This is a genomic window from Veillonella criceti (genome assembly GCF_900460315.1).
Taxonomy (GTDB): domain Bacteria; phylum Bacillota; class Negativicutes; order Veillonellales; family Veillonellaceae; genus Veillonella_A; species Veillonella_A criceti.
Genome location: NZ_UHIO01000001.1, coordinates 1,306,482 through 1,332,876, shown reverse-complemented (window position 1 = coordinate 1,332,876; position 26,395 = coordinate 1,306,482). Strand labels below are relative to the sequence as shown.

Here is a 26,395-nt window from a genome sequence, read left to right as displayed (position 1 = left end):
AACTATCATATAGAGTATGATATAGTATTCATAAATCTTATACATTAAGTAGTAACGAGAAAGGTTGAAGTGTATGAAATCTGGTTTGCGTATAGGGATTACCTTCTTTTGGGGGCCTTCCTATAAGCATATCTGGTCCAATGGAGCAGGGCAAAATATGTATTTTCTTCGTGAAACGTTGATGCAAATTCCTGAAGTAGATGATGTGTATTTTGTGTTTTGGGGAAATGATTTAAAAACATTACCTAAAGAATTAGAAGTAGATGCTATGAGGATTGCTGTATATCCCTATGAAGAGGTTGTGGAAACAACGGATGTGCTTATTGAAGGCACGCTAACATTAGAACCCTTCTATGAAAAAGAATTTAGAAAGCATGGGGCAAAAATTGTTACCTATCGCATGGGGAATGATTTCATTTGGGATATGGAGAAATTCATTGTAGGTAAAGATGGTGGTCGTGCTTTTAATGGTTCTACCTATGATCAAGTTTGGCTCATTCCTCAAGTATATGAAACTAATAAAGATTATTTGAGCATTATGACGGGGACAACGGTATATGAAGTGCCGCATATTTGGAATTCTTTTTTCTTTGACCGTCAAGTAGCACAACTACAGGAAGGGCTTACCTTTGGATATAATCCGGATAAAACTAAGCGTGGTCGACGCGTTTCCGTATTTGAGCCTAATTCATCGGTGGTAAAAAATTGCTATATTCCGGTTCTGATTGCTGAAGCGGTGTACAAACAAGATAAAGAGGCGTTAGCCCATGTGTACCTCTGTAATACATATCATTTAAAAGATGTGAGTGGGTTCCATAACTTTATTGGGTATACTCGATTGGTGAAAGACAATGTTATGACTGTAGAAAGTCGTCATTTAATGCCTTATTTCTTATCCCGTTATACGGATATTGTGCTTTCTTATCAATGGCAACTGGGGCTAAATTATGCGTACTATGAAGCTTTATATGGCAATTATCCATTAGTGCATAACTCTGAACTGCTTCGTGATGCAGGGGTGGGTTTTTATTATTCTGGTTTTGATGCCTATAAAGGGGCCGAAGTATTGCTCGATGTAATTAATCATTATGATGCATCTTTTGAAACGCATGCGACAAAGAATAAAGCTTTTCTTGAAACCTTATCTCCTTATAATGCTGATGTAGTAGCGTCGCATCGATCGTTATTGCAGAAATTATTTGAAGACTAATGTAGCGTTGCGGTTATTTTTAAATGTGGCGGTATAGTTAGTTTTAAATGTAGTGGGATAGTTAATTTAAAATTTAATATAGTGTGAAAGGAAGAGGCTTAATCTGCAGTGACTAGTAATATGAGCTGGTTACTTTAGATTAGGTCTTTTTTGGCTAATTAAGGCATAAATCTTCTTGAATAATATATTATAAAATAACAAAAAGGCATAATAAATCTATATCATAGTATTACTATTGGGATTATTGTTATTATTGCATATTTAGCTTTTACGGTAATCATATGAATTATAGATATTTTGAAAAATACTTAAATTAAATAAACAGAAATAAAATTATAATTCAAAATTAGTATATATGATTGAATTTGGAATAGAGTGGAATGTCTTGTCGGGGGGGCAAACGTGTTATTCTTGTATTAAATAATGATGAAAATTTTAGATGTAATAGGTAAATTTTAATTATATATTGTTTGTTAGATGCATGACTTAGGGAGTTTGTTTATTTATTTTATATAAAATATTAGAAGGAGTGTGTATCATGAGCAAGAAGGTAATTTCAAAACAATCTAAAGTTTGTTTGGCATTGGCTGTTGTGGTAGCGCTGACTGGGAGTAACGTGTGGGCAGCAGACCCCGTATTAAAAGGTAGTGGGGCTGGATTAGCTGTCGGGGAAACATCGATTACATATGATGCAACGAGTACTGCTGTAGGCAATAATGCAAAGGCAACTCCTCGTGGTTCTACTGCACTAGGAAATTCTGCTGTTGCCAATGCAGTAGATAGTACTGCTATTGGTAAGGAAAGTAATGCAAGGTTAAAAGAAACAACTGCTATTGGGAATACAGCATTGGCACAAAAACAAGGAGCAACAGCTGTTGGATTTAATGCAAAAGCACTAGGAGAGGCTTCGCTTGCTTTAGGATATAGTTCATCTACTAAATTAGAGGCTGCTAATGCAATTGCAATAGGGGTATATTCAAAAGGTAACGGAAGTCAAGGGGTTGCAATTGGAGCTCAAGCTACAGCTGATGGTAATGATACGGTAGCAATTGGCACTTTCACTAATAATAAGGCGGGACAAAGCGTAGCACTTGGGAGTCAGGCAGGTTTAGAAACAACATCACGAAATAGTATTGCTATTGGGAGTCAAGCTTATGTTGGTGAAATTAATGAGCAAAATCCAACTAATACAATTGCAGAAGAACCGCCACGTGATCAAGATTATACAGTAGATTATACAATTGGCGGTAAATATCATCCGATTGGGGTAGATGATACAAAAGCACCAGAAGCAGTTAATGCTACAGAAAATTCTATGGCCATAGGTTTCAAGGCAAAAGCATTCGGGTTTCAGACTATAGCCTTAGGGGCAGCCTCAGAAGCCCTTGATTCTAATACGGTTGCTTTAGGTGTATCTTCCATTGCTAAAGGTAATTACTCGGTGGCTATTGGCCAACAATCTCGTACAGCTTTTGATAATGCTGTAGCAATTGGTCACTATGCTGAAACACATGGTCAGGAGTCTACTGCTTTAGGGTATTATTCACGGGTTAGAGGGACAAATAATACAGCTATAGGTGATTATACTCGGTTAGAAGGAGTATCTAATTCTGTGGCCGTAGGTTCACATGCACTTTCTCTGATGAATAATTCAGTAGCTTTAGGAAAAGATTCTTTGGCAGCACCGTCAGAGAGTTATGCCAAGGCAGCTTATTTATCAGAAGAAGTATTTAGTAAAGAGCAAGGTGTCGTTTCAGTAGGTAATGTAAAATATGAAGTAGGTTCTGGAGATGATGTTACTGAAATTACGGCTAACACCCGCCGCATCATCAATGTAGCCGGCGGTTATGATGCCACAGATGCAGTCAATGTGGCGCAGTTAAAAGCACTTGAACAGAAGATTGAAAATAATATGGGGCCTCAAGATGTTACATTCATCGCTGATAGTAATTTATCTGTGAGTAACAAACCGATTAATGATGGGAAGGCAAAACAAGTAACGCTTGGCTTGAATAAAGATATTAATCTTGGCGCTGATGGTAGTGTAAAAGCTGGCAATACAACGATTAATAAAAATGGCATTATTACAAATGGTGGCGTGCAGATTACAGATAAGGGTATCAATGCAGGTGATAAAGTAATTAGTCATGTAGCACCTGGTGAGCAGCCTACTGATGCAGTTAATGTGAGTCAATTAAAGGATTTAAAAACCGATATAAACAATGATTTAACGACAGGCCTTCAAAATGCTCATAATGAAATTGGTCGAGTGGAATCAAAATTAAATACTAAAATTGAAAAAACAGGTGCTATGGGTGCTGCCTTAGCGGCTCTTAATGGTACGTATGATTTAGATTACAAAAAAACAGCTATTAATGCGGGTCTTGGTTATTATAAAGGTGAATCAGCTATCGCGCTTGGCGTAGCTCATCGTGTTAATGAAGATATTCGTGTTAGTGCAGGCTTAGCTTATAGCGGTAACAATGATACTATGATCAATGCAGGTATTTCTTGGGCCGTTGGTAGCGCGCCTAATGCAAGCGTTAATATTCGTGAAGAAAATAAAGAACTTCGCAATCGCTTAGCAGATCAAGAAGCGCGTTTACAAGCACAGCAATCTGAAATTAATGAATTAAAGGCCGCTATGCAAACAATTCTTCAAAAATAATTAGAGTGTGTTGTTTTAATTAGAGACTGTTTTAATATAACTGAATATAATAAAAGCCCCCTCTAGCGAATGTTCGGTAGAGGGGGCTTTATGTATTATAAGATAATATTAAACTAAACCAATCCAATGCCAGTAGGTAGCGGCGTAGACTACCAGTAAAGCATAGCCAATGATGGTAATAGGAATGCCTGTTTTCATGAAAGTTTTAACATCAAAGGTACCGGTACTGTAAGCAACCATACCTTGTGGTGAGTTAACTGGTAGAATAAAACCAAAACAGATGGAGAATTGTGCAATCATGGTGAGGCCTACTGGATTGATACCAGGAATATGCACGGCTTGTACAATAGAAATGACAATAGGAATCATCGCAGAAGCTAGGGCCGTAGCGGAAGCAAAGCCAAGGTGAATCGCGATAAGGAAGAAGGTAATCGTGCCAATTAACATGAATACGGATAAGGTTTCAAGGGTAAACATGTGAACAAAGGCGTTCGCTAGCCAAGTAGCGGCTTTGGTTTTTAAAAGTGCGGTACCTAAGCTGATGCCAGCGCCGAACATAACGATGGAACCCCAATCAATACGACTTTGAGCATATTTCCAATCAATAATCCCAATGCCAGGCATTAAGAATAAAGCGATAGCTACAATTGTGGTAGTAGAGGTGTCATATTTGTGTAAATGACCACCAGTAGCCCAGAAGCCAAGCAAAATAAGGGATAAGGCTAATAATTTCTTTTCATTAAAGCTCATAGGCCCTAGTTCTTTTAGATGCCGTTGTAGTTCTTGTTGTGAACCTTCTAAATCATGTTCATCTGGTTTTAAAAGCCACATGGATAAGAAGTAGTAGATGACGATCATTACTAATGAATAGGGTGCGGCTGCTAGTAACCAATCTAGCCAAGAAACAGACGTATTAAGCTGTGAAGAAATAAAGCCGACAGCTACTAAGTTTTGGGCCGCCGCAGTCTGTACCATGATGTTCCAAACTGTATCCGCTTGGGTGGCGCCAACTACGAGTAGGGCTGCTAATTTACTTTGGCGATTAATACCTAGACTATCCAAAATACCAATGATGATAGGGACTAAGCAAGCTAGGCGGGCTGTGGCACTTGGCACGAAGAAGGAAAGAATGAACCCGGTGAAGATAACACCGATATAGATATGACTTGTTTTAGTGCCAATGCGAGATAATACATTTAAGGCAATACGCCGATCAAGCCCCGTTTTAGTCATGGCTACGGAAATAAACATAGCAGCAGCTACAAGGGCCCAAGCTGGTGTCGAATAGCCTGAAATGGCTAACTTTAATGCGTTGCTGGTGCCTAATATTTTATCAGGGGCATCAATGTTGGGTGCTGTTCCTAAGAGTAAGGCTGTTAAGGCCGTTAGCATGGTAGCACTAACGGGGTAGGAAACGGCGCTTGTTATCCACAGTACGATAGCAAAGAAAAGAAGGCCAATCATGCGATGTCCTGCTGTAGATAAGTCGCTTGGTGTAGGAATACATAGAATACCGATTAAGACCAAGAAGCTAAGAATCAAGCCAATGTTCTGGCTATGGGAACGAGTCTTAGCAGGTACCGGAGCGGGTGAAGCGGGTTGTGTCATTTGTAATCATCTCACTTTCTTGTGATTATACTAAATACATAATAAAATTGATTTTAAGCGATATGCTAATAAGTATATCGAATTATATCAAAGTGTTATAGTGTAAGATTTCGACAAAGAAATCATATTACCTTTAAGAAAGTATTAAAAAATAGAGTAAAATACACGAAATGAAAAAATATATATTATTTAGTGTTTATAGTAAATATATAGTTAATAAAGCAATAAAATTCGATATAAATACATGAGAGATGGATAAACAAGTAAATTTAGAATTTTAAATGAATTTGTATTTGAACATAAAAAGGGACTGTTGCTTACAGCATGAATACAGAATTATTCATTATGTAAGCTCCAGTCCCTTTTGTTAAAGAGCTATACGTTATTAAGGTTTGTCAATATTCATGCCTTTTAATAAGGCTTGTTCGGAGTGTTCCATATGGAGTCGTGCAATTTCACGGGCTTGCGCTGGATTGCGTTCAGCAATTGCTTCGACTAACATGCGGTGTTCTTCCCAAGTTTTAACTAAGCGACCGGGTTGATTCATTGACATTGTGCGGAAACGCAAGGTTTGTTCTCGTAAGTTGTGAATAATTTCTACTAACCGTTCATTGCGAGATGCTTTATATAATACTTCATGGAAGTTAATATCTGCTTCAACTACTTTTTCCATGTTTTTTTGTTCCATGAAGGTGCCAATTTCTACCAACATGCGTTCTAAGAACTCAATTTCATCAGGGGTAATTCGTTCGGCTGCTAGCTGGGCGGCTAATTCTTCAAGGGCGGAGCGAATTTCAAAGACTTGGGTAATATCCTTGAGGGAAATATCGGCTACATAAGTTCCCCGATGAGGAATCATGACAACAAAGCCTTCTAGCTCTAGTTTGCGAATGGCTTCACGGACTGGCGTACGGCTCACGCCTAATTCTTCGGCTAGAGGCACTTCCATGAGGCGTTCACCAGGCTTGAAGATACCATCACGGATGGCTTGACGCAAGGTTTCACATACGACTTCACGTAATGGTTTGTAAGATGTTAATACGATAGGCTGTAAGCGCCCTAAATCTTTATTCATTAGGATAATGCCTCCTTACCGTGAGTTTTAGTAATTAAGGATAACCAAGTATGTCCAGCCTTTTTGATTTCTTCTTGTAATGTTAAGGCTTCAAGGGCTGTATCAAGATAGACGACCATAGTTGGACCGCTTCCTGTCATGATGGTTGTATAGCCACGACTGGTGAAAAAGTCTTTACAAGTGATGAGTTCTGGATGGAGTGGGAATAGCAATTCTTCGAAGGTATTGCCACTATGCTGCATGGCTTTTTTGACAGCTCCTTCACGCATAGCATTTTCTACGGTATCGATAGTTTCACTCGTTACTTGGGATTGATTGTTGAAACGATTATAGGCTGCGGCTGTGGATACAGATAGTTCTGGTTTTACAATTAATAGCCAATGGGGTTTGTCGGTTGGTAAATAGTTGAGTATTTCTCCACGACCAGTGCCACGGGCTGTGCCGCCTTTCATGAGAAAGGGCACATCGGAGCCTAAGTCGTTGGCTAGTTTCATGAGTTCTTTCTCCGTGAGGCGTAAATCCCAGAATTTATTTAAGCCCAGTAGCATAGCCGCCGCATCGGAGCTACCACCACCGAGACCAGCTGCTGGAGGCACTCGTTTTAATAAATGGATGGCGCCACCTGTAGTGCAACCTGTATAGGCTTGAATAGCTCGCAAGGCTTTCATCGCTAGGTTTGATTCGTCATAAGGAATCATATCGTTCATATAGGTAGGTAGTTCAGGGGCCATGCCAGAAAAAACTACGGAGTGGTGTTTGGCAAAGTAAATGGAATCACCTAAATAAATAGATTGAAAAATAGTGTCGATATTGTGATAGCCATCATCGCGTTTATTGAGAATGGCCAAACCAATATTAATTTTACTGAAGCTTAATTGCTCCATGGGGAGCCTCCTTTTTGCTGATGAACTTACAGATGAAACTGCTTTAGTAGTTGAAATTATAAGGTGGTTAGGTTAAGATGGACATAGAAATATTAACCTAATGATTTTTTATATTTAATCAATTTATTATACGCTATTAAGTGAGAAATTTCAATTTCCAGGAGGAACTATGCAGTTGAAATGGGGCCGAACAACGAATGCTTTAGTGATGACAACGATTGGTTCATTATTGTTTGCCATTGGTATTGATGCTTTTATTGTACCACACAAGTTAGTAAGTGGTAGTTTAAGCGGGATTGCGCTAATGCTATATTATTTAACGGGCGTTCAAGTAGGTACCTTAAACTTGCTATTAAACGTGCCTATTTTGTATGCTGCTTATCGTTGGCTGGGTCGTTGGCATTTAATGATAACACTATTTGGGACAGCTGTTATATCTTTCTTAATTAATGCTATGGAATTTATGGAGCAATACCAGTTGACCTCCGATCCGTTGGTAGGTTCATTACTGGGTGGTATTATGTGCGGTTTAGGCCTAGGTATTGTGTATCGAGCTGGTGGGAATACGGGCGGATTGGACCCTATTGCACTGATTATCCGTAAGTATTATGGCTTACAAATGGGGAGCATTATTTTTGGTATTAACGTATTAGTTTTATTTGCAGCGGCCTTAGTTATTAGTGTAGAAGCAGCGGCTATTACGCTTATTAGTATTTATGTGCAAGCTATGGTTACCAATAAGGTAGTAGTAGGCTTTAATCAACGGAAGGCTATTTATATTATTTCCTATAAACCATATAAGATTTGCGACTTAATTATTCACCAGTTAGGCCGTGGGGCGACCATTTTAAATGGGGAAGGGGCGTATACACATCAGCATAAACAGGTCATTTTAGTTGTTGTTGGGTTAATGCAAGTGGCTAAGTTAAAAGAAGCGGTGCAGAAAGAAGACCCGTCGGCCTTTATGATTATTTCTGATGCAGCGGAAGTGATTGGTCAAGGTTTTACCATTCCATTGGCTACCCCTGAATCGGTGAATGCGGCTATTGAGCGGTCCGTGCAGTCGGGGGCGATGGGGGATTCGTTGCCAGATGCGCCGGAAGGGACAATTGCAGAAACCCCTAAAAATTAATGGGAAACTAGCAAAATAGACGAATTGAGAATTAGGAGGCGACATGTTTAAAAAGTGGAGTTCAACTTTATATGTAATGGCTATGGTCACGTTGGGTACGTTTTTATTTGCCATAGGGATTAATGCCTTTGTAGTGCCACATAAATTGGTAAGTGGTGGCATTAGTGGGGTTGCCTTAATGTTGTATTATTTAACGGGCATTCAAGTCGGTACATTGAATTTACTTTTAAACATTCCCGTTTTATATGCAGCCTACCGTTGGCTAGGTCGTTGGCATGTAATGATTACTATTTTTGGTACAGTTGTGTCCTCGCTGTTTATTAATATGTTACGATTTTTAGCAGATTATGATTTGACGCATGATCCATTGGTAGGGGCCATTTTAGGGGGCCTGTTTTGTGGTATTGGGGTAGGTACTGTATATCGGTCAGGCGGTAATGCAGGAGGCCTTGATCCTATTGCGCTAATTATTCGTAAATATTATGGTTTACAAATTGGTAGTATTGTACTAGCCATTAATATGGTGATTTTGACGATAGCGGCCTTTGTAGTTAATATTGAAGCGGCTGCGGTTACTTTGGTGAGTTTGTATATTTCAGCTATGTTAACTAATCGCGTTATTGTGGGCTTTGATCAACGTAAAGCCGTGTTTATTATTTCCTATAAACCTTATAAAATTTGTGATTTGATTATTAATCAAATTGGCCGTGGCGCCACTATTTTGAATGGGGAAGGGGCGTATACACATCAGCATAAGCAGGTGATTTTGGTAGTAGTTAGCTTAATGCAGGTTGCTAAACTTAAAAAAGCAGTAGAGGAAGAAGATCCGACGGCTTTTTTAATGGTAACTGATGTGGCTGAAGTTATTGGCGGAGGTTTTACTTTGCCATCAAAAGCGGAAACTCAGCAAGCTATTGAGCGTATTCGAGCACGGGTAGAGATGAATGATTAGTAAGTAATACGTGGTTGCATTTACTTTTACGCCTTAGTCTAGTGAAAGGTCATTGTGAAAGCGTACACACTAGGCGTTGATAGAGTTTAGTTAGATGATAGATGATAGATGTTAGTTATTAGTTAGTTAATTAATAGATGCTAGCTAATTGATGATATATAAATGAAATAATGGAGGTTTTTATGGCACATGCATTAGCAGGCACTTTGGTGCGTTCAGAAGATTTGATTGATTTAGAGTCTATTATTGAAGCGTATTATCAAATAGTGCCTCAGTATGATAATAAAGAACAACGAATTTCCTTTGGAACTTCAGGTCATCGAGGTAAATCTTTGGCTGGTAGTTTCAATGAGTTGCATGTGGCTGCTATTGCGCAAGCTATCTGTGATGGCCGTAAAGAATTTGGGGCTACTGGTGTTTGTTTTGTTGGTCATGATACACATGCATTGTCAGAACCGGCCATTGAAACGGTGTTAGAAGTATTGGCCGCTAATGGCGTAGTGGCTGCTGTAGATGGGGAAAATGGTTTTGTGCCAACGCCTAGCGTTTCACGGGCTATCATTCGTTATAATGAGATTATTGATAAACAATTAGCCTTAGACTTTGTGCCTGCCTTTTTAAAAGATAAAGTGGGGCAAGGTAAGGCTGATGGTATTATCATTACACCATCTCATAATCCGCCAGACCAAGGGGGTATTAAGTATAATCCTATTAATGGGGGGCCGGCTGATACGACCCTTACGAAATGGATTGAAACCAAAGCGAATGAGTATATTAAAAACGGTGGTGAGGGAATTCGCCGCGTGGCTATTGATGAAATAGATTCTGCCTTGCAATGGGAATATGATTATAAAGGTCTTTATGTAGCTGAATTAGAAGATGTTATTAATTTTGATGTCATTCGCAAAGCAAAACCAAAGGTGTTAGTTAATGCTCTTGGTGGCAGTGGTATGGCGTATTGGGAAGCCATTAGCGATACCTACCAGTTGGATTTAACAATTATTAATAATGAATATGATCCTACATTTAGTTTCATGCCTTATGACCATGATGGGGTAGTTCGCATGGACTGCTCTTCCGCTTATGCAATGGCAGATGTGGTGAAAGAGATTGGCCAATTTGACTTAGCTGTAGGCAATGACCCTGATTATGATCGGTATGGGATTGTAACAAAGGCGGGCCTTATGCCACCTAATCATTTCTTAGTAGCTGCTGGCGCGTACTTATTCTATAATCGTCAGTGGTCTGGCAAGGGCTTTGGTAAGACCGCTGTAGTCACGGGTATGGTGGATAAATTCTGTGCCGATAATGAGATTACTGTCTATGAAGTGCCCGTAGGTTTTAAATATTTTGCCTCTTTATTATTCGATGGGACAATTGGCATTGGTGGGGAAGAAAGCGCCGGTGCATCGTTCCTTAAAAAAGATGGCACTGTTTGGACTACTGACAAAGATGGCATAATTATGGCTTTACTTGCTATGGAAATGTGGTCAGTTACAGGGCGTACACCAGATCAATTGTATGAAGCATTAACACAGCGATATGGTACGCCTGTTTTCACGCGTATTGACACGCCTTGCACTAAAGCGACTAAGGAAGCGTTAAGTCAATTAAAGGCTAGTGATGTAACGGCTACGGAATTAGCAGGGGAGCCTATTGAGTCTATTCGGACAACTTCTTTATATGGTGAGTATGCCTTGGGGGGCTTGCGCATTACAACGGCTAATAGCTTTTTAGTAGCTCGTCCGTCAGGTACGGAAGATTTATACAAAGTATATGCAGAAAGTTTCAATGGCGAAGACGCCTTAAAATCTTTGCTAAAAGCAGGTCAAGACCTTGTAAACGAGGTTACTGCACGGTAGAATTGTAAAATAAAGTGTGATATAATATAACATTATTGAAATACAGAGAGAAACGTTGAATTAGGTATTAAGGAAAAGGTGAATCACATGAAATTAGTTGTAACTGTAGTAGGGATAGACCGAGTGGGGATTATTGCTCGGGTGGCTGCTGTGCTAGCTGAAAATAATGTAAATATTGTATCCATAAATCAGACTATTTTAGATGGTATCTTTAATATGATTATGATGTGTGAAACGAAAGAACCAACGGCCCTCCAAAAGGTACAAGAAGCATTAACTGTCGAAGGGGAACAGTTAGGCGTTCAAATTAAGGCACAACATGCGGATATATTTCTTAGCATGCACCGCGTAGGGTAGGTGGTATTATGTTAAGTATTGAGAATATTATTGAAACTAACCAAATGATTCGTGATAATAAATTGGACGTGCGTACCATTACTATGGGGATTAGCCTTCTAGGCTGTGCTGCTTCAGATGGCAAGACTCTTTGCACGCGCATTTATGATCACATTACTAAAGAAGCTGAACATCTAGTGGCTACTGGCGAAGCCATTGCTCAGGAGTACGGTGTGCCTATCATTAATAAACGGGTGGCCGTTACGCCAATTTCTCTAGTGGCAGCGGGCAGCGATTTAAAAAGTTATGTACCAGTAGCAGAAGCGCTTGATAAAGCGGCTAAAGCAGTAGGGGTTAACTTTATTGGTGGTTTTTCTGCTCTCGTTAGCAAAGGCTATACGGAAGGGGATCATCGTTTGATTGCATCCATTCCAGAAGCGTTGGCAACGACTGATTTAGTGTGTAGTTCGGTAGGGATTGGCTCTACTAAAGCAGGCATCAATATGGATGCTGTTGCTGAAATGGGGCAAATTGTAAAACAGACAGCAGAGCTAACAGCAGACCGTGATGCATTTGGGTGTGCTAAGCTTGTCATTTTTTGTAATCCTGTCGAAGATAATCCTTTCATGGCAGGAGCGTTCCATGGTGTCACAGAAGGTAATACAACGATTAGCGTTGGTGTCAGTGGTCCAGGGGTTGTCAAGCATGCTTTAGAAGCTGTGCGTGGACGACCTTTTGATGAAGTGGCCGAAACGATTAAGCGTACGGCCTTCAAGATTACACGCGTTGGTCAATTAGTGGCTCAGGAAGCCTCACGGCGATTAGGTAAGCAGTTTGGGATTATTGATTTATCACTAGCTCCTACGCCTGCTGTGGGTGATTCCGTAGCGCATGTATTAGAGGAAATGGGTATTACCTCCTGTGGGGCTCATGGTACAACAGCAGCCTTAGCATTGCTCAATGATGCTGTCAAAAAAGGAGGCCTCATGGCTTCTTCTCATGTAGGTGGTTTAAGTGGTGCTTTTATTCCTGTTAGTGAAGATAAAGGCATGATTGATGCTGTTTCCGTAGGTAGTTTGAGTTTAGATAAGTTAGAAGCGATGACTTGTGTATGTTCGGTAGGGCTTGATATGATTGCTGTGCCAGGAGATACATCAGCGGCTACTATTTCTGCTATTATTGCCGATGAAGCAGCTATTGGTATGATTAATAATAAAACGACTGCCGTTCGTCTTATTCCAGTACCTGGTAAAACAGTAGGGGATATGGTTGAATTTGGTGGTTTATTGGGGTATTGCCCAATTATTGAAGTAAGTCCGTTTGGGGCAGAAGAGTTCATCCAACGAGGTGGACGCATTCCAGCACCTATTCGCAGTCTTACAAACTAAGGACAAGCACGAGGAGGTGCAGTAATGACGGTGTACGTGTGGGCATTCATAATTGCTTTAGTCATTACGTATGCGATTACACCGCTGATTAAAAAGTTGGCGATTAATATTGGGGCTATGGATAAACCAGATGCGCGTAAGGTGCATCATGGAGCTATACCTCGCTTAGGTGGCTTAGCCATCTATATTGGCTATATGGTTTCCGTTATTTATTCCGTAGATGATTTAAGCGCTGAAATGGGGCTCTTAGTGGGCTCGCTCGTTTTAGTTGCTGTAGGTATATGGGATGATGTGAAACAAATTGGTCCTAAAACAAAATTGACAGGCCAAATTTTAGCGGCTGCTGTAGTCGTGGCCTTTGGTAATCAAGTAGAATTTATTACTAATCCTTGGGGGCATGTCTTTTATTTAGGCATCTTTTCGATTCCTTTGACTATCTTTTGGATTGTTGGGTTTACCAATATTGTTAATTTAATTGATGGGTTAGATGGCCTGGCAGCAGGGATTTCGTTAATTTCCTGCATGGCTATTTTTACGGTGCTATGGCAAATGGGACAGGTAGATTTGGCGTGCATTGCCTTAGCTTTAGCCGGTGCCGCTTGTGGTTTCTTGCGCTATAATTTTAACCCTGCTAAGATTTTTATGGGCGATACAGGCAGTATGCTGTTAGGCTATACGATGGCTACTATTTCAGTGATGGGGGCTGTTAAAACAGCGGCTACTATTTCCTTGGTAGTTCCTGTTATTGTATTAGGCTTGCCTATTTTAGATACGACCTTTGCGATTATTCGTCGTAAAATTAATGGGCGGCCAGTGTTTAAACCAGATAAAGGTCATATGCATCATCGTTTATTGGCCTTAGGTTTATCACAGAAACAAGCTGTATTGTTGATGTATGCCGTGACAGCTTTGCTAGGCTACGTAGCTATTTTATTAGCGAAAGTAAATATTTTAGTTGGCATTGCCATAGTGTTAGCTATTTTGTGTATTTGTGTGTTTATTGCTACGAAACTTGGTATGATTGCTAAGGATGAAGTAGTAGCTAAGGAAAAAGCAGTTACAAATAGACGGTAATCTACGAGCGCTTGTACGGATTGTACAGGCGCCTTCCTAGCATACAGGGATGATATCTGTGGGCTAGCGATTTATGGGAGGTAATGTATGTTAAAAGTAATGACAGTCTTTGGAACAAGGCCAGAAGCGATTAAAATGGCACCTGTAGTGAAAGCATTGGAGGCGGCTCCTGACATGGAGTCCATCGTAACTGTTACCGCGCAACATCGGGAAATGCTTGATCAGGTATTAGATTTATTTGTTATCACTCCTGACTATGATTTGAATATTATGAGTCAAGGTCAGACTTTATATGATGTGACAACTCGTGCCTTAGAAGGTCTTAAAGATGTGTTGACAGAAGCGAAACCAGATGTAGTATTAGTGCATGGTGACACGACTACAACCTTTGCTGGGGCCTTGGCGTCGTTCTATCAAGAAATTCCAGTAGGTCATGTAGAAGCTGGTTTGCGAACTGGTAATATTTATTCGCCATTCCCAGAAGAAATGAATCGTAAATTAACAGGCTCGTTAGCTACCTATCATTTTGCTCCTACATCTAGTGCCGAGAAGAACTTGATGAAGGAAAATGTTAGTTCTGCCCATTTATATGTGACAGGTAACACTGTTATTGATGCTTTACAAACGACAGTTAAAGAAGGCTATCAATTTGAAGAAGAGTTATTGAATACGTTAGATTATAAAAATCGTCGTATTGTGTTAGTAACGACACATCGTCGTGAAAACTTAGGGGAACCTATGCGTCATGTGTATAAAGCAATCCGCCGTTTAGTAGATGCCTTTACCGATATTGAAGTAGTATTCCCTGTCCATAAGAACCCAAAAGTACGCAGTATTGTTAAGGAAGAATTAGGCGATGTAGCACGGGTGCATTTAATTGATCCTTTAGAATATGAACCGTTTGCTAATTTAATGGCCCGCTCCTATTTGTTGATGACTGATTCGGGCGGGATTCAAGAAGAAGCGCCGGCTTTAGGTAAACCCGTGCTTGTATTGCGTAATACGACGGAACGGCCTGAAGCGGTGACAGCTGGTACGGTTCGCTTAGTAGGAACTGATGAAAATACAGTATATGAAACTGCTTATCGCTTGTTAGCTGACAAAGAAGCCTATGATGTGATGGCTAATTCCGTTAATCCTTATGGGGATGGGATTGCATCACAACGTATTGTAGAAGCATTACGTTATGAATTCTTGCAGAGCGGCAAGAAACCAAGTCGGTTTGGTTATTAGTGGTTTAAGTAAAGTGCACTCTATTAGTAGACTTACTAATAGAGTGTTCTTTGTTAGTTCTAAGAAGTGCGTGCTACTTGCTTTAACAGCTATATTAATTTATACAAAATGAAGAAAAATAAGCCGTTATTATTCTTGTGAGTCATGATTGAAATAGCGTAATGTGATTATAAAAATATATTACAGATATTAATATTTTTGTTGTCTGTTTAGTATTTTTTGACAGCTATCATTGGTGAGAATAGCATTATGTAGACTTTTCTTTATATAGAAAAAAATAGATTTTGTTTGAGGCGTTCTATTTAAATATATAATGAGTCAAAAAATAAGAAAAATATAGTTGTAATAGGCGCATTGGATAAACTTATGGCAAAATGTTATAATTTAGTGAATGTTGTATTTGTCTATTTTATACTTGAAATAGATAGTATAATAGAGTAAATAACTTAGCAGTTAACAAAGTGTAGGTGATTCTATGAAACGACTGGATTCCACTACTTTAAAAGCTTTAAATGTAGCATTATCAGCAGGGTTTTCCTTGCTTGTATCTATTTTAGGGTGTATAGCAATGGGGCGTGGCATAGATTATCTATTTGATGTATCGCCGTGGGGCACTCTAATAGGAGGCATTGTAGGAGGTTTAGGTGGCTTATACTCTTTATATTTGAGAGTAGTTTCCTGAAAGGGGATTGAACATGGCGGATTTTGTCGAATTTTTAAAGCGTATGGCAGCCTATTTGTTTTTTACTACAATCAGTATTATGTTGTTACTAGAAGTTTTAGATTTAGAAAGATATATTCTAGGTTGGCTTTGGGGCTGTGGCATCAACTTTTTGTATTTATTTATTTTAGGTTTATGGATTTATCGAGTTCGTCATAAGGATATTCGTGTGATAGAAAAGGCAACCAAGGCAGGCTCAGCAGTGAGATTGACATTAGTTGCTGTTGGAACTATATTAGCGGCCTTTTTGTTTGAGAATTTTCCATTTGTAGCTTATATGATAGGTTTACTGGCATGGCGACCGTTGTCTATTATAGAGCGTATTCGCTATAATATGCAGAATGGTTGGAATAGTTTAATTTAGTATATACTCGCAAATTCAGATAAATAGTAGCTAAATTTCATGAAAGGAGGTGAACCTTATGGAGTTACATACCGGTAACCATACCGTTGTTCACATGTGGGGCATGGCGTTTAATATGGATACTTTATATATGACTTGGATTGTATTTGGTATTCTTATTGTCATTGCCTTTTTTGCTACGCGACAAGTTAACATGGTTCCCACAGGAGTTCAGAATGTTGTGGAATTTATATTAGAAGCTATTGGCAACCAGTTGAAAGGTCCTTTAGGTAAGCACTTTAATAAGGTAAGTTCGCTACTATTTACGTTCTTTTTCTTTATCTTAGTAAGTAATGAATTGGGATTAATACCAAGCCCACATATCTTGGTATCGCCTACTAATGATTTGAATACGACGTTAGGGCTGGCGTTGGCTAGTTCGTTTAGTATTTGGGTTATTGGGGCACGTATCAAAGGGCCTGCTTACTTTAAGCATTTCTTTCAACCGTTTGCCGTTTTCGTAATTTTCCATCTGATGGAAGAAATTTCTAAACCGATTACCCTTAGTTTCCGTCTATTTGGGAACATTGTGGCCGGTGAAATTGTGTTGGAATTGTTAAATGGTTTGGCACCGTACTTAACACCAATCATCTGGATTGTGTTTAGTCTTTTTGTTGGTGTTATTCAAGCCTTTGTATTTACTATCTTAGTAACATCCTATTTAGGAATGGCGGTTTCAGAAGAACATTAATCACCATAGTTTTACAATCTAATTGAGTCAGTATTAGATAGTATTAATTACATTTTTAGGAGGAATTTTATTATGGAAAAAGCAATCTTATTGTCAGTGAGTGTTTTCAGTGCTTGTTTAGTAGCTGGTTTGGCCGCATTGGCAGCTGCTTTTGGTGATGCGTTGGCAGTTCGTAAAGCATTTGAAGGGATGACTCGTCAACCTGAGATGGCTGGTAAGATCATGACTAATTTATTTATTTCCATTGGTTTGATCGAATCTATTCCAATCATTGCAACAGTTATTGCCATCGTTCTTGTATTCACGGATGTAGTTATCGGAAAACTATAATTGGCTGATTTTTAAATTGAACGAATACAACAAGGCAAGTTATAATTCCAAGTTTAAGAGGGGGTTACGCCGTTGGTAGAAATAAACGGTACATTGCTGGTTCAATTTATCAATTTCTTTATTTTAGTGGCGATTTTAGCGAAATTTGCGTTTAAACCTTTAGTTGGCGTTATGGAAGCTCGACGCAAAAAGATTGAAGGCGATTTAGCGAATGCTCAAGCTACTTTAGAATCAGCAGAAGCGACTCGTAAAGAGTATGAGGCGCAATTGGCTAATGCTCGTAAAGAAGCACAAGCTATTGTTGAAAAAGCAACTCAGATAGCAGAGCGTAATACGCAAGCTCAAATTAAGGAATTAAAAGAACAGCTAGTACGTGAAAAAGAAGAAGCTCGTAATGAAATTGCCCGTGAACAAGCCAAAGCATTAGAAAAAATGCGTGAAGACATGGTTACCTTATCGGTAGCAATTGCTGGCAAACTTGTGGCTAAAAATATGGATAGTCAAGCTAATGTGGATCTTGTAAAAGAAGCCATTGCAAAGCTTGACAGTAAAGCATTAGGGTGATTGGTATGAGCGAAAACATTGTAACAGATAAATACAGTACCGCTATCTTTGAATTGGCGCAGGAACAGCAAATCCTTGAACAAATGGAAACGGATCTTTCCTACGTAAAAGAAGTTATGGATACGCAACCTGGATTAGGCACATTGTTGTTGTACCCTGCCCTAGAAGCACAAGCCAAATGTGATATTTTGACTAAAATTTTTGGTCAGGCGATTCATAAAATGGCATTAAACACCTTATATATCATGGTGAAACGAGGGCGCATACGGTATATTCAAGCTACTATTGCAGAATTTATTAATAAAGCGCGGGAAGCACGTGGTATATTTGCAGCTACCGTTACAGTGAGTCAAGCTATGCCAGAAGAAGTATATACACAGTTGGCAGATAAATTAAAAGCAATTACAGGTAAGCAATATGTTTTTACTGTTAAAGTCGATCCTACTATTGTTGGTGGGTTTATTGTCCAAATTGGTGATACGCGTATAGATGCAAGCGTGTTACGTCGTATGGAAGACTTGAAGAAACATTTGCTTAAATCCGATACAACAGAGATTGGGGTGAATGGTTAAGTATGAAAATGAAGCCTGAAGAAATTACTGCCATAATTAAACAGCAGATTCAGGACTACGATGTGGAACTTAACGTTGATGATGTGGGTACTGTGCTTGAAGTAGGCGATGGTATTGCACATATTTACGGTCTTGAAAAGGCCATGGCAGGTGAATTATTAGAATTACCTCATGGTGTATATGGTATGGTACAGAACTTAGAGTTAGACAATGTAGGGGCTGTACTATTAGGTAATGATTTTTTGATTAAAGAAGGCGATCAAGTGCGACGTACTGGCCGTATCATGCAGGTGCCAGTAGGTGATCAGTTAATTGGTCGTGTTGTTAATGCTTTGGGACAACCCATTGATGGTAAAGGGGCGATTACACCAGAAGGATATCGTCCTATTGAATATCCTGCGCCAGGGATTGCTGACCGTAAATCAGTATTTGAACCATTACAGACTGGTTTAAAAGCGATTGATGCTATGGTTCCAATTGGTCGTGGTCAACGTGAATTAATCATCGGTGACCGTGGTACTGGTAAATCGGCCATTGCTATTGATACCATTTTGAATCAAAAAGGGCAGGATGTAATTTGTATTTATGTGGCCATTGGTCAAAAAGAATCTACCGTAGCCCGTGTAGTTCAAAAATTGCAAGAAGCAGGGGCTATGGAGTACACCATCGTTGTATCAGCAGGTGCTTCTGAAGGGGCTCCAATGCAATATATTGCGCCATATGCTGGTGTAGCTATGGGCGAACATTTTATGTATCAAGGCAAACATGTACTTTGTGTATATGATGATTTATCCAAACAAGCAGCGGCTTATCGTGCCATGAGTTTATTACTTCGTCGTCCACCAGGACGTGAAGCATATCCTGGTGACGTGTTCTATTTACATTCTCGTCTATTAGAACGAGCTGCTAAATTATCTGATGAATTAGGGGGCGGCTCTATTACTGCGTTGCCTATTATTGAAACGCAGGCTGGTGACGTATCCGCTTATATTCCTACAAACGTAATTTCTATTACGGATGGTCAGATTTTCCTTGGCACCGATATGTTCTATTCAGGTATTCGACCAGCAGTTGACGTTGGTTTATCTGTATCACGTGTAGGCGGTAGTGCTCAGATTAAAGCTATGAAGCAAGTAGCTGGTAAATTACGTCTTGATTTAGCACAATATCGTGAATTAGCGGCTTTTGCTCAGTTTGGTTCTGACCTTGATAAATCGACAAAAGCACAACTTGATCGTGGTGAGCGTTTGACAGAAATGCTGAAACAACCACAATATTCACCACTAAAAGTTGAAGAACAAGTTGTATGTTTATATGCAGGGATTAATGGCTATTTTGCTACTATTGAAGTAGCTGATGTACCAGTATTCCAAGCTGAATTATTACGCTATGTACATGGTAATTATAGTGAAATTTTAACGAATATTGCGTCTTCTAAAAAATTAGATGAAGCAACAGAAGAATTATTGAAAAAAGCAATTCAAGAATGTATTAAAGCTTTTGGGGAATCCCATCACTTAATTACCGAGGAGGCATAGGGGTATGAGTAGTGCACAAGATTTGCGTAAACGCATTAAAAGTGTGTCGAATACGCAGCAGATTACAAAAGCCATGAAAATGGTGGCCTCTGCTCGATTGCGCCGTGCACAAACCAAAGCTAAATCTACAGAACCATATGCGGAAAAACTAGGTCAGATTCTTAATAATGTAGCGAGTACATTAGATAGTGAAGTATTAGCCACTTATCCATTGATGCAGGTGCGTGAAGTAAATCGTACTTGTTATATCTTGGTGGGGGCTGATAAAGGCTTAGCTGGTGCATACACTAGTAATTTGATTAAATTCTTTTTGCAAGCGACTGAAGGTAAAGAGGCATCTGCTTTTGAAACCATTACAGTAGGTCGTAAACCCACTGATTTTCTACAGTATCATCATTATGGCATTACTCATTCCCATGTAGGGTTTTCTGATAAGCCTGAATATAGCCATGCTCGTCAAATCGTGCAAGAAGCTACGAAATTATTTTTAGAGGGTGCTGTGGATGAGGTGATTTTGATTTATACACATTTTGTTAACTCCTTAACCCAGAATGTGCAAAGTCTTAAATTATTGCCCATTGAAACCGAAAGTCATGTGGAAGGCGAATTAAATGAGTTATATATTTATGAGCCAAATGTAGAAACTATTTACAATCAATTGTTACCTAAATATTTAGAAATTACTATGTATAATGCATTATTGCAGGCTTCTGCTAGTGAGCTTGGTGCTCGTATGACGGCTATGACGTCCGCAACCGATAATGCAGGTGAATTAATTAGTACATTGAATTTGGAATACAATAAATTACGCCAAGCTGGCATTACAAACGAGATTTCGGAAATTGTGGGCGGCGCAAATGCCTTGCAATAGGGTAACTACAAAGGAGGAGAGACCTCTTAAATGAGTAATAATATAGGTAAAGTTGTACAGGTCATTGGACCAGTAGTTGACGTTCTTTTTACGGCCGGGAACTTACCAGCTATTTACAACGCAATACATATTAAAAAGACAAGCGAATCTGGTAAAGACGAAGTGATTGTAGTTGAAGTTATGCAACACTTAGGGGACGACACGGTTCGTGCCGTTGCTATGAGCTCTACCGATGGCCTAACTCGTGGTATGGAAGCAGTCGATACGGGTGCTGCTATTTCTGTGCCCGTTGGGGATGGCGTGCTTGGCCGTATTTTTAACGTGTTAGGTGAAACCGTTGACCATGATGATACACCAGTGAAATCTGCTGAAATGTGGCCAATTCATCGCCCAGCACCTAAATTTGATGATTTAGCACCAGAAACAACAATTCTTGAAACAGGGATTAAAGTTGTTGACTTGATTGCACCGTATGTAAAAGGTGGTAAAATCGGTTTGTTCGGTGGTGCTGGTGTAGGTAAGACTGTATTAATTATGGAATTAATACATAATATTGCGACTGAACATGGTGGTTATTCCGTATTCTCCGGTGTAGGTGAACGTACCCGTGAAGGGAATGACCTTTGGAATGAAATGAAGGAATCTGGCGTTATTTCTAAAACTGCATTAGTATATGGCCAGATGAATGAGCCACCAGGAGCTCGTATGCGCGTTGCTTTGACAGGCTTGACTATGGCAGAATACTTCCGTGACGTACAGAAACAGGACGTATTGTTATTCGTAGATAATATTTTCCGTTTTATTCAGGCTGGTTCTGAAGTATCGGCCTTACTTGGTCGTATGCCATCGGCCGTAGGCTATCAGCCAACTTTGGCTAATGACGTAGGAGCGCTCCAAGAACGTATTACATCGACTAAAGAAGGGTCTATTACGTCTGTACAAGCTGTATATGTACCAGCCGATGACTTAACTGACCCAGCACCAGCGGCTACGTTTGCTCACTTGGATGCTACGACTGTATTATCCCGTTCTATTGCAGAAATTGGTATTTACCCAGCTGTGGATCCATTAGACTCTACGAGTCGTATTCTTGATCCACTAGTATTAGGCGAAGAACATTATAAGATTGCCCGTGGTGTGCAGGAAGTATTGCAGAAATACAAAGACTTGCAAGACATTATTGCGATTCTTGGTATGGAAGAATTGTCTGAAGAAGATAAATTAATAGTAGCACGTGCTCGTAAAATTCAACGTTTCCTCAGCCAACCATTCTTCGTAGCTGAAGTATTTACTGGTTCGCCAGGGAAATATGTACCATTAAAAGAAACTTTACGTGGTTTCAAAGAAATTTTAGAAGGTAAGCATGATAATTTACCTGAAAATGCGTTCTATATGGTCGGCACGATTGATGAAGCGGTTGAAAAAGGAAAGGAATTGTTGGAGAAGGGGGAATAATTCATGAGTAGTGGTAAAACTATGCATTTGAATATTATTACTCCTGATTCAACAGTCTATACAGGTGAAGTTAGCTTTATTGTAGCTCGGACTGAGCTTGGCGATTTAGGGATTTTACCACGCCATGCTAACTTAGTGGCAGCATTAGAAATTGCGCCATTACGTATTGATACTACAGATGGTAAAAAAACATATTTGGCTAATTTTGGTGGCTTCTTGGAAATTAAAGATAATTCCGTAACCATTGTGACGCCAAACTGTGAACTGCCAGAAGATATTGATGTGGAACGGGCAAAACGGGCAAAAGCGAGAGCGGAAGAACGGTTACATAGTAAAAGTGCTGATATAGATTTTGATCGTGCACGATTAGCCTTACAACGTTCTTTACTTCGCTTAGACATTAAAAATAAAGTTGGCTAAATTTTACTTGTTGATACGTTGAGTAAAATTAATGATTTGAGGAACTGTGTATATTCTATTCTAGTGTTAGAATGATATAGACAGTTCCTTTTTTGTTATTTGTACAGTGGACAACTTTATAGTTGTTGTTTGTGGTTTGTTATAGTTTAGGGCTATATCAAATTTTACTCATTTACTGAAAGGGGTAGTGAATACCCCAGACTATATATAGGATTAAGGGTTATAAAGGTAAAATGGGGAGCGTCATATGTGTCTAAGGAATAGCTCTCATAATGTCCATTTACAAGAGAATAGTGTAAAAACTCTGTTGACAGTTTTTTTGAGGGCTGGTATAGTAGTCACATCGATACAACATCGGTAACAGGTAAATACAGAATTGACGAGGAAGAGATAAGTATTCGTAGGGCGTTGGCACAGAGAGTCCCGTAAGGTGGAAAGGGATGCAAAAGAATGCGAGGAAAATGGTCTTGGAGTATCCGAGGTGGAATGCGAAAGCTTTAGTCTCGGCGGATGCAACCGTTATAATGCCACAGTATAATCTTAGGTATCAGTTTAGTAAGACGTACTGGTTGAGGGTTAAGTTGTGAGACTTGACTAAATCAAGGTGGTAACACGTTTATAACGTCCTTGTTCACAGTGGTGAATAGAGGATGTTTTTTTATACCTGTATTGACTGTTAATAGCGAAGCAAAAGAGGTGAGAGACCTTTTGCGATGCAAGGATTACCTATTGTTATGTATTGAGAATGAGTTTTACACAAAGTTGAGAAAAAGAGAGAACTGTAGGGGATTGAGAAAGTAGAGAGTTTAGGTATAGGGGAGGCGATGTAGCAATGCCCATAACGGTGGTAAAAGATTTGCCAGCCATTGCCCGATTGGCAGATGAAAATATATTCGTCATGGACACGGTAAGAGCAGAATCACAAGATATTCGGCCACTACAAATTTTAATTGTGAATCTAATGCCTACTAAGGAAATTACAGAAACACAAATATTAAGAGCCTTAAGTAATACACCGTTGCAATTAGACATTACCTTGTTACATATGGTGACACATAAAGCGGCACATACTTCAGAATATCATTTGAGCTCGTTTTATCGAACCTTTGATGAAATTAAAGAGCAGTACTTTGATGGTATGATTATTACAGGTGCACCTATTGAATTAATGTCGTTTGAGGAGGTTAATTATTGGCAAGAGTTGACGCAAATTATGGACTGGAGTGAAGATCATGTATATTCCACTTTGTATATTTGCTGGGGGGCTCAAGCTGGTTTATATTATCACTTCGGAATTAACAAGGAATTATTGCCAAGTAAGTTATTTGGAGTTTTTGAGAATGAAGTGTTGAATACGCAACCTATGTTGTTGCGTGGTATGGATGAAGTATTTTATATGCCTCATTCACGTCATACCACAGTGCCTATTGATAAAATTAAGGCTAATAAACAACTCGAAATATTAGCTGCTTCTGAAAAAGCGGGAGCTGCTATCGTACGTAGTTTAGATAATAAACATATTTTTGTTTTTGGCCATTCAGAGTATGATCGTGATACATTACAACGCGAGTATGAACGTGATAGGGGACTTGGGCTTGATATAGCGGTACCTGAAAACTATTATCCAGATGATGACCCTAAAAAAGCACCTATTGTACGTTGGCGGTCCACGGGGACTTTATTATTTACTAATTGGCTCAATTATTATGTATATCAAGAAACACCTTATATTATTGAGCAAATAAAAAAAATGAAGCGTCAACGGCTTCATCGTGAATGAGTTAAGTTTATTATTATTTTATAATTAAAAAGAGCATCTTCAATGATAGCCTAGCTGGAGAGATGCCGTAAAATTGAGAGATTAGGTATTGTCGGCGTGAGAAACCGACGGAGAGAAAAAGGAGAGATTTTATTATGAGCAACAACAAACAGTACAAATTTGAAACAATTCAATTACATGAAGGTCAAGTAATCGATGAAACCGGTGCGCGGGCAGTACCAATTCATCAGACTACAAGTTATGTCTTTAAAGATGCACAACAAGCGGCTGACCGTTTTGCCCTTCGTGATCCAGGAGCTATTTATTCTCGTCTTGGTACACCAACTAATGATGTACTTGAAAAACGTGTAGCGGCTTTAGAAGGTGGCGTCGGTGCCTTATCCGTTGGTTCTGGTTCGGCAGCAATTACATATGCCATTGAGAATGTAGCTGGCGCTGGCGACAATATTATAGCGGCCTCTACATTATATGGTGGTACCTATAACCTATTTAGCTCTACATTACCACGTTTTGGCATTACCACTAAATTTGTTGATCCTGATGATTTAGCGGCGTATGAAAAGGCCATTGACGATAAAACAAAAGCTATTTATATTGAATCTATTGGTAATCCTAACATTAACCTTATTGATATTCAAGCTGTTGCTGACATTGCCCATAAACATGGTATTATTCTAATCGTTGATAATACGTTTGGCACACCATATCTTATTCGCCCAATTGAACATGGGGCTGACGTAGTTGTTCATTCTGCCACTAAATTCTTAGGTGGTCATGGTACAACAATTGCTGGTGTCATTGTAGAAAGCGGCAAATTTGATTATAAAGCAAGTGGTCGTTATCCTGATTTTGTGGCTGGAGATATTCACTATAATGGCCTTGTATATGCGGATTTACCAATTCCATTTACTGTAAAAGTACGAGCTCAATTACTTCGTGATACAGGGGCTGCTTTAACACCACTAGCAGCTTGGTTAATCCTTCAAGGCATTGAAACATTATCCTTGCGTGTAGAACGCCACGTAGAAAATACTCGTAAAATTATTGATTTCTTGGTTAATCATCCTAAAGTAGCCTGGGTTAACTATCCAGAATTAAAAGACAGTAAATATAAAACGTTAGCTGATAAATACTATCCAAAGGGTGTTGGTTCTATTTTTACATTCGGCATTAAAGGCGGTAAAGAAGAAGGCATTAAATTTGTTGATGAACTTCAAATTTTTTCAAATCTTGCCAATGTAGGCGATGCTAAATCCTTGGTTATTCATCCATCCAGTACCACGCATGCGCAACTTAATGAAACGGAGCAAAAGGCAGCAGGCGTAACACCAGATATGATTCGTATCTCCGTAGGAATTGAAAACGTGGAGGACTTAATCGATGACTTGGCACAAGCTTTGGAACACGTATAAACAGATAGCCACTAATAAAAATCCATACGTTTATACGGAATACTGGTGGTATTAATAGATTTTGATGAGTAATAATTGACATAAGTGTAACAGTGACTATAACATAAATGTTGAATAATTAGCATTTAGTTATAGTCACTTTTTGCTTGACTTGAAGTTAGCTCTAAGTATTAAAATAAAGTAAGAAATATTAATATTATATTGAATCGGGAAATT

The 26,395-nt window shown here is 39.2% G+C and carries 24 protein-coding genes and 1 other annotated feature; of the genes, 21 read left to right on the top strand and 3 right to left on the bottom strand.

All coding sequences use genetic code 11. From position 1 onward, the window contains the following. The first annotated feature begins 73 nt into the window (after positions 1-73). The gene (locus tag DYE54_RS06065; RefSeq protein ID WP_115310396.1) at positions 74-1,210 is read left to right on the top strand and encodes a DUF2827 family protein; all 1,137 of its coding nucleotides are present in this window, start codon (positions 74-76) and stop codon (positions 1,208-1,210) included. A 538-nt stretch (positions 1,211-1,748) separates the two neighbouring features. Then, positions 1,749-3,878, top strand: coding sequence for a YadA-like family protein (locus DYE54_RS06060; protein WP_115310395.1), 2,130 nt, complete (start codon positions 1,749-1,751; stop codon positions 3,876-3,878). 108 nt (positions 3,879-3,986) lie between these two features. On the opposite strand, the gene DYE54_RS06055 is transcribed toward DYE54_RS06060, so the two are convergent. The 3 genes from DYE54_RS06055 to ispE form a co-directional block, all read right to left on the bottom strand. Next, the gene (locus DYE54_RS06055; RefSeq protein ID WP_115310394.1) at positions 3,987-5,486 is read right to left on the bottom strand and encodes an SLC13 family permease; all 1,500 of its coding nucleotides are present in this window, start codon (positions 5,484-5,486) and stop codon (positions 3,987-3,989) included. Between the two features lie 385 nt (positions 5,487-5,871). Next, positions 5,872-6,561 carry a GntR family transcriptional regulator gene (locus DYE54_RS06050; protein WP_115310393.1) on the bottom strand — a complete coding sequence of 230 codons (690 nt, stop codon included), beginning with the start codon at positions 6,559-6,561 and terminating at the stop codon, positions 5,872-5,874. After that, positions 6,561-7,445, bottom strand: a complete 885-nt coding sequence (ispE, locus tag DYE54_RS06045; RefSeq protein ID WP_115310392.1) for a 4-(cytidine 5'-diphospho)-2-C-methyl-D-erythritol kinase — start codon at positions 7,443-7,445, stop codon at positions 6,561-6,563. The genes DYE54_RS06050 and ispE overlap by 1 nt, the downstream gene beginning before the upstream one ends. A gap of 169 nt (positions 7,446-7,614) precedes the next feature. Here ispE and DYE54_RS06040 point away from each other — a divergent pair, with 169 nt between their 5' ends. The 19 genes from DYE54_RS06040 (at position 7,615) to DYE54_RS05950 (ending at position 26,179) form a co-directional block, all read left to right on the top strand. Continuing rightward, positions 7,615-8,577, top strand: a complete 963-nt coding sequence (locus DYE54_RS06040; protein ID WP_115310391.1) for a YitT family protein — start codon at positions 7,615-7,617, stop codon at positions 8,575-8,577. A gap of 43 nt (positions 8,578-8,620) precedes the next feature. After that, positions 8,621-9,529: a YitT family protein gene (locus DYE54_RS06035; RefSeq protein ID WP_115310390.1), complete on the top strand. Its 909-nt coding sequence runs from the start codon at positions 8,621-8,623 to the stop codon at positions 9,527-9,529. A 182-nt stretch (positions 9,530-9,711) separates the two neighbouring features. Next, positions 9,712-11,391, top strand: coding sequence for a phosphoglucomutase (locus DYE54_RS06030; protein WP_115310389.1), 1,680 nt, complete (start codon positions 9,712-9,714; stop codon positions 11,389-11,391). A gap of 87 nt (positions 11,392-11,478) precedes the next feature. Continuing rightward, on the top strand, positions 11,479-11,748 hold the full coding sequence (locus DYE54_RS06025) for an ACT domain-containing protein (RefSeq protein WP_115310388.1): 270 nt from the start codon (positions 11,479-11,481) through the stop codon (positions 11,746-11,748). Between the two features lie 8 nt (positions 11,749-11,756). After that, the gene (locus tag DYE54_RS06020; protein WP_115310387.1) at positions 11,757-13,115 is read left to right on the top strand and encodes a PFL family protein; all 1,359 of its coding nucleotides are present in this window, start codon (positions 11,757-11,759) and stop codon (positions 13,113-13,115) included. Between the two features lie 24 nt (positions 13,116-13,139). Beyond that, positions 13,140-14,189 carry a glycosyltransferase family 4 protein gene (locus DYE54_RS06015; RefSeq protein ID WP_115310386.1) on the top strand — a complete coding sequence of 350 codons (1,050 nt, stop codon included), beginning with the start codon at positions 13,140-13,142 and terminating at the stop codon, positions 14,187-14,189. Between the two features lie 87 nt (positions 14,190-14,276). Beyond that, on the top strand, positions 14,277-15,422 hold the full coding sequence (gene wecB, locus DYE54_RS06010) for a non-hydrolyzing UDP-N-acetylglucosamine 2-epimerase (protein ID WP_115310385.1): 1,146 nt from the start codon (positions 14,277-14,279) through the stop codon (positions 15,420-15,422). Between the two features lie 475 nt (positions 15,423-15,897). Further along, positions 15,898-16,104: an AtpZ/AtpI family protein gene (locus DYE54_RS06005; RefSeq protein ID WP_115310384.1), complete on the top strand. Its 207-nt coding sequence runs from the start codon at positions 15,898-15,900 to the stop codon at positions 16,102-16,104. Between the two features lie 13 nt (positions 16,105-16,117). Further along, the gene (locus DYE54_RS06000; protein WP_115310383.1) at positions 16,118-16,507 is read left to right on the top strand and encodes a hypothetical protein; all 390 of its coding nucleotides are present in this window, start codon (positions 16,118-16,120) and stop codon (positions 16,505-16,507) included. A gap of 58 nt (positions 16,508-16,565) precedes the next feature. Beyond that, a complete protein-coding gene (gene atpB, locus DYE54_RS05995) occupies positions 16,566-17,237 on the top strand; it encodes a F0F1 ATP synthase subunit A (protein ID WP_115310382.1) in 672 nt (223 codons plus the stop codon). Positions 17,238-17,309: 72 nt separating this feature from the next. Further along, positions 17,310-17,567 carry a F0F1 ATP synthase subunit C gene (gene atpE / locus DYE54_RS05990; protein WP_115310381.1) on the top strand — a complete coding sequence of 86 codons (258 nt, stop codon included), beginning with the start codon at positions 17,310-17,312 and terminating at the stop codon, positions 17,565-17,567. A gap of 72 nt (positions 17,568-17,639) precedes the next feature. Further along, a complete protein-coding gene (gene atpF / locus DYE54_RS05985) occupies positions 17,640-18,131 on the top strand; it encodes a F0F1 ATP synthase subunit B (protein WP_115310380.1) in 492 nt (163 codons plus the stop codon). A 5-nt stretch (positions 18,132-18,136) separates the two neighbouring features. Beyond that, complete coding sequence (gene atpH, locus DYE54_RS05980; protein WP_115310379.1) at positions 18,137-18,703, top strand: ATP synthase F1 subunit delta; 567 nt, start codon at positions 18,137-18,139, stop codon at positions 18,701-18,703. A gap of 2 nt (positions 18,704-18,705) precedes the next feature. Next, positions 18,706-20,241 (top strand): F0F1 ATP synthase subunit alpha, encoded by a 1,536-nt coding sequence (gene atpA, locus DYE54_RS05975; protein ID WP_115310378.1) that lies wholly within the window; start codon positions 18,706-18,708, stop codon positions 20,239-20,241. Between the two features lie 4 nt (positions 20,242-20,245). Further along, positions 20,246-21,112, top strand: a complete 867-nt coding sequence (gene atpG / locus DYE54_RS05970; protein WP_115310377.1) for an ATP synthase F1 subunit gamma — start codon at positions 20,246-20,248, stop codon at positions 21,110-21,112. Between the two features lie 30 nt (positions 21,113-21,142). Next, the gene (gene atpD, locus DYE54_RS05965) at positions 21,143-22,567 is read left to right on the top strand and encodes a F0F1 ATP synthase subunit beta (RefSeq protein ID WP_115310376.1); all 1,425 of its coding nucleotides are present in this window, start codon (positions 21,143-21,145) and stop codon (positions 22,565-22,567) included. Between the two features lie 3 nt (positions 22,568-22,570). Next, on the top strand, positions 22,571-22,987 hold the full coding sequence (locus DYE54_RS05960) for a F0F1 ATP synthase subunit epsilon (RefSeq protein WP_115310375.1): 417 nt from the start codon (positions 22,571-22,573) through the stop codon (positions 22,985-22,987). A 373-nt stretch (positions 22,988-23,360) separates the two neighbouring features. After that, positions 23,361-23,619, top strand: a binding site (T-box leader). A 200-nt stretch (positions 23,620-23,819) separates the two neighbouring features. Further along, the gene (gene metA, locus DYE54_RS05955; protein ID WP_115310374.1) at positions 23,820-24,767 is read left to right on the top strand and encodes a homoserine O-acetyltransferase MetA; all 948 of its coding nucleotides are present in this window, start codon (positions 23,820-23,822) and stop codon (positions 24,765-24,767) included. A 134-nt stretch (positions 24,768-24,901) separates the two neighbouring features. Continuing rightward, positions 24,902-26,179, top strand: coding sequence for an O-acetylhomoserine aminocarboxypropyltransferase/cysteine synthase family protein (locus DYE54_RS05950; protein ID WP_115310373.1), 1,278 nt, complete (start codon positions 24,902-24,904; stop codon positions 26,177-26,179). Positions 26,180-26,395 lie beyond the last annotated feature (216 nt).